Origin of the sequence: Bariatricus sp. TF06-38A, from assembly GCF_027690675.1 — a bacterium.
Lineage (GTDB): Bacteria > Bacillota > Clostridia > Lachnospirales > Lachnospiraceae > Allocoprococcus > Allocoprococcus comes.
In genome coordinates, this window is record NZ_JAQFCE010000053.1 from 1 (window position 1) to 3987 (window position 3987).

The following is a 3987-nucleotide window of genomic DNA, read 5'->3' on the forward strand; positions in this document are numbered from 1 at the left end:
CTATCCACCTCAGTCCAAAGAGAAATAGGGATTTCATGTATCGGGTTGCATAAATCTCGTTACCATTATACTGCGTTATGAGGCAGATATGCAATCTGTCTTTTTGTCATACACAAAAAATGATTTGAACTCATCATACACCTGCTTTCTACGCATTAGTGCACCTAAAAAATACAGCATTTCTTAACTGAACAGTATTTTCAATGCATGAACGCATATGATATACTGTTTTCATCATAAAAAACCTTATCTAAATGACATTGATTATCTAATTAACTACATTATTTTCTGTCTAAAATATCCATAAATTCGTCACCTGTAATTGTTTCCTTCTCATACAGGTACATAGCCAGTTCGTCCAGTTTTTCCCTGTTTTCGGAAAGGATTTTTCTTGCTTTTTCATGCTCTGCTTTTACGAGCTGCACGACTTTTTCATCAATTTCCTTCTGGGTATCTGTGGAACAGGAAAGAGACGTATCGCCGCCAAGATACTGGTTGGTCACGGTTTCCATTGCCACCATGTCGAATTCATCTGTCATGCCGTAGCGGGTGATCATCGCTCTTGCAATTTTTGTTGCCTGTTCGATATCATTGGAGGCTCCTGTCGTGATCTCACCAAATACGATCTCCTCTGCCGCACGTCCGCCTGTAAATGTAACAATCTTATTCTCAAGTTCTTTTTTCGTCATCAGATATTTATCACCCTGCTCAACCTGCATAGTGTAGCCGAGTGCACCTGAGGTACGCGGGATGATCGTAATCTTCTGGACCGGTGCTGAATGACTCTGCAATGCAGCTACCAGAGCGTGTCCTATCTCATGATATGCAACAACCTTCTTCTCCTGATCTGAAAGAACCGCATTCTTCTTCTGATATCCTGCAATAACCACTTCTATACTTTCTTCGAGATCAGATTCATTTACAACGGTCCTTCCACTACGGACAGCACGTAATGCTGCTTCATTTATAATATTGGCAAGCTCCGCACCGGATGCACCGGATGCCATACGTGCAATCGTATGCAGGTCAACATCATCAGATGCTTTTATCTTCTTTGCATGAACCTTTAAAATTGCTTCACGTCCTGCAAGATCCGGCAGTTCAACCGGCACACGCCTGTCAAAACGTCCCGGACGTGTAAGTGCCGGATCTAACGACTCCGGACGGTTCGTTGCAGCAAGAATGATGACACCATTATTTCCTTCAAATCCATCCATCTCTGTAAGAAGCTGATTTAAGGTCTGCTCCCTCTCATCATTTCCGCCCATTTGTCCGTCACGCTTTTTACCAATGGCATCAATTTCATCAATAAACACGATACATGGTGCCTTTTCCTTTGCCTGTCTGAAAAGATCTCGAACCTTGGAAGCTCCCATACCGACAAACATCTCTACGAATTCTGATCCGGACATTGAGAAAAATGGTACATTTGATTCACCCGCAACTGCTTTTGCAAGCATTGTTTTACCAGTTCCCGGAGGTCCTACAAGAAGGACACCTTTTGGCATAGACGCACCTACATCGGTATACTTCTTCGGATTGTGAAGATAATCAACGATCTCTGAAAGGTTTTCTTTCGCCTCATCTTCTCCTGCAACGTCTGAAAAACGGATTCCCTCACTGGATTGCACATAAATCTTCGCATTGCTTTTTCCCATTCCAAAAGCCATCGAATTTTTTCCTCCGGCATGCTCCATCAGTTTCTTCGCCATATAATTTCCCAGTGCGATAAAAAGGATCAATGGCAAAACCCCGGTCAGCAGGAAGCTGATGATCGGTGACATCTGCTTATCGATATCTTTTGCGAATACTGCTCCACATTCATATAGCCTGTCCGTCAGGTTCGGATCGTTCATCAGACCTGTTTTATAAATATTTTTTTGATCTTTATCTGTAAAGATGATCTGATTGTCCTTAACTTCTACTTCACCGATATTCTTCTTCTCGATCATGCTCATAAAAGTTCCATAATCCGTTTCCTTTACCTGATGCTCCATAAGGATTGGTGTGACAACCAGATTAAATACGATCAGCACTATTAACACAATCCCATAATAATATGCCAGTGGTTTTTTCGGTGTTTTAACTTCTTTCATGGTCTTTCCTCCTGTTGTTCTGCGATATGCTTTCTCCGTGCATTTTCGTATTATTTATTCTGCCATCTGACTTCGCCCTTGGACAGAAGCGGATAACAGATCAGCTGATCTGAATCCAGATTTTCCGCATGCATGTCAACCGCTGTGATCTGATGATTATCATAAGTCGTATAATAATAAATACCTTTTGCTGTATTACAACAGGACGTGTATATCGTGATCTCATATTTGCCTTCTGTCACCTCACAACATCCACGCTGCTGATCTACAGATCCTAAGATATGGAAGAACTGGCTTACACTCTCACCCTCTTCTTCACCGGAGATCGAATTTAATTTTGTAAAGGCAACTTTCACAAATCTTGACTGGCTGGAAAGATCTCCAGGTATTCCCATTCCACCCATTCCTCTGCTATATGCATCAAGCTGTAATACTCCTGCAAAAGTACTCTCCGGCTGTTTTCTGGATACTCCGGCATAATTATTCAGTGCAAACATCTGACCCAGGAATGGTGGATTATTGGTAAGCACTCCTACCGGATTATCATATACATGCAGCCCATCCTTCATAGACTCAACAACGATACAGGCGTCTTTGTCTGCAATGATCCAGTGAAGCTGTGCTGTCGGCAGCTGTTCACTGAATGCTGTGCCTGTCAGTCTCATTGCTGCCAGCTTCTCTCTCGCCTCTGCTACAGTAGCACACTGTGTAAGGATCCATGGGATGAACTCGAACTGTGCCACCTGGCTGACTTCTGTTTCATCTTCCGGCAAAGCCTCTTCATATGCCGCATTGCCGACAAAATTAAGACCTGCCATTCCAAGGCCTTTTTCATTAACAGCATCATAATAAAGCGGATAACCTCCTGCAACAAATGCCATTCCGATCAAAGCATAATGGCTTTTTATCTTCCCGGCAAACCGGAAATCAAATTCGTAATTTCTTGGCGTTATCGTAATCTGTTCCCCATAGGAAAATTCATAATCAAGCGTTCTACCCATATAAAAATCTTTTGTTTTGTAAGTTGCTGCTGTACACATATCGAACACCTCTTCTTTCTGCTATAATAGTCCTGCAAACAATCTCATAAACAACTGTCCGATCCGTAAATATGCACTCCGTCCTGTGCGGTACTTTTCGGTCACTTCCCTGCATTCATTCATTGTTGCTCCAAGATCATCTCTTATATCCAAAACTGTCTGACTATCCGCCATAAAACAACCTTTTTCAAAGTGATTATAAAGCAATGCCATTCAGTTAAGCATCATTTTAGTGGTTTTCTGTCATAGAAAGCCACTGTTTTTATGCCTAAAAACTTTAAAAATATTACAAAAAACAGTTGACAAGTAAGCCAATATATGTTGCGCAAGCCTTGATTATAAACATATTTCAAGGAGGCTCATTATGGCTGATTTTTTCTTATCTAATTTAAAATCCACACTCGACAACTGCATCACAGAACTCGATGAAATTCACTCCATGTTCTGCCGTAATCCGGAAAGTGATTTTACCAGGAACCGCAAACTTTCTTTCCGCGAGTATATTCAGTTTATGCTCCAGATGCAGAGTAAATCCGTTTCAAATGCAGTAAACATATGCAGGGCATATCTCAAACACGGCGGTGATGAAACACTATCCACCTCAGTCCAAAGAGAAATAGGGATTTCATGTATCGGGTTACATAAATCTCGTTACTATTATACTGCATTATGAGGCAGATATGCAATCTGTCTTTTTGTCATAAAAAACCTTATCTAAATGACATTGAATGATTTATTTTCTATCTAAAATTTTATTAAACCGACTAAAGACTCCATAGTTTGTGTGTTTGACTTACTGTTTATATCTATCTTCTCCTAAATATTTTTCTAGTCATTGCAATATAAAATTG

At 40.9% G+C, this 3987-nt stretch carries 3 protein-coding genes and 1 pseudogene; 1 reads left to right on the forward strand and 3 read right to left on the reverse strand.

Annotated features, from left to right (window positions below; genetic code table 11):
* Nucleotides 1-281: 281 nt before the first annotated feature.
* From ftsH to PG418_RS18925, 3 genes and pseudogenes are all read right to left on the reverse strand, one after another.
* Nucleotides 282-2096 carry an ATP-dependent zinc metalloprotease FtsH gene (ftsH, locus tag PG418_RS18915; RefSeq protein WP_055248541.1) on the reverse strand — a complete coding sequence of 605 codons (1815 nt, stop codon included), beginning with the start codon at nt 2094-2096 and terminating at the stop codon, nt 282-284.
* Between the two features lie 50 nt (nt 2097-2146).
* On the reverse strand, nt 2147-3136 hold the full coding sequence (gene bsh, locus PG418_RS18920) for a choloylglycine hydrolase (RefSeq protein WP_005360258.1): 990 nt from the start codon (nt 3134-3136) through the stop codon (nt 2147-2149).
* Between the two features lie 21 nt (nt 3137-3157).
* Nucleotides 3158-3340: pseudogene (locus PG418_RS18925) on the reverse strand (hypothetical protein); the annotation flags it as partial.
* 160 nt (nt 3341-3500) lie between these two features.
* On the opposite strand from PG418_RS18925, the gene PG418_RS18930 reads away from it, so the two are divergent.
* Nucleotides 3501-3809 (forward strand): hypothetical protein, encoded by a 309-nt coding sequence (locus tag PG418_RS18930; RefSeq protein WP_498837881.1) that lies wholly within the window; start codon nt 3501-3503, stop codon nt 3807-3809.
* Nucleotides 3810-3987 lie beyond the last annotated feature (178 nt).